Consider the following 246-nt stretch of genomic DNA (forward strand, 5'->3'; position numbering starts at 1 on the left):
GCCGGGATCCCCGATTACCCCTGGTGGTTCGGGGTGGACAGCGAATACGCCCTGAGGGGGTATATGGCAGTCGGCCAGCAAGAAGTGGTCTTCCAGACCATCCGCCTGATCGACAGCGTATCCCGGGCCGTGAACGGCAACGGCCGCATCATCCACGAGATGTCCACCAACGGGGCTGTGTTCAACCCGGGAAACATCAATGAAACGCCCCAGATCGCCTCCCTGAACTGGCATATTTACCGCAGG

1 pseudogene is annotated in these 246 nt (G+C 60.6%); it reads left to right on the forward strand.

The features are described 5' to 3' along the window. Positions 1–246: pseudogene (locus tag ACRHNM_RS17730) on the forward strand (glycogen debranching protein); the annotation flags it as partial.

The organism is Psychroserpens mesophilus (assembly GCF_050617655.1).
GTDB classification, from domain to species: domain Bacteria; phylum Bacteroidota; class Bacteroidia; order Flavobacteriales; family Flavobacteriaceae; genus Psychroserpens; species Psychroserpens mesophilus_A.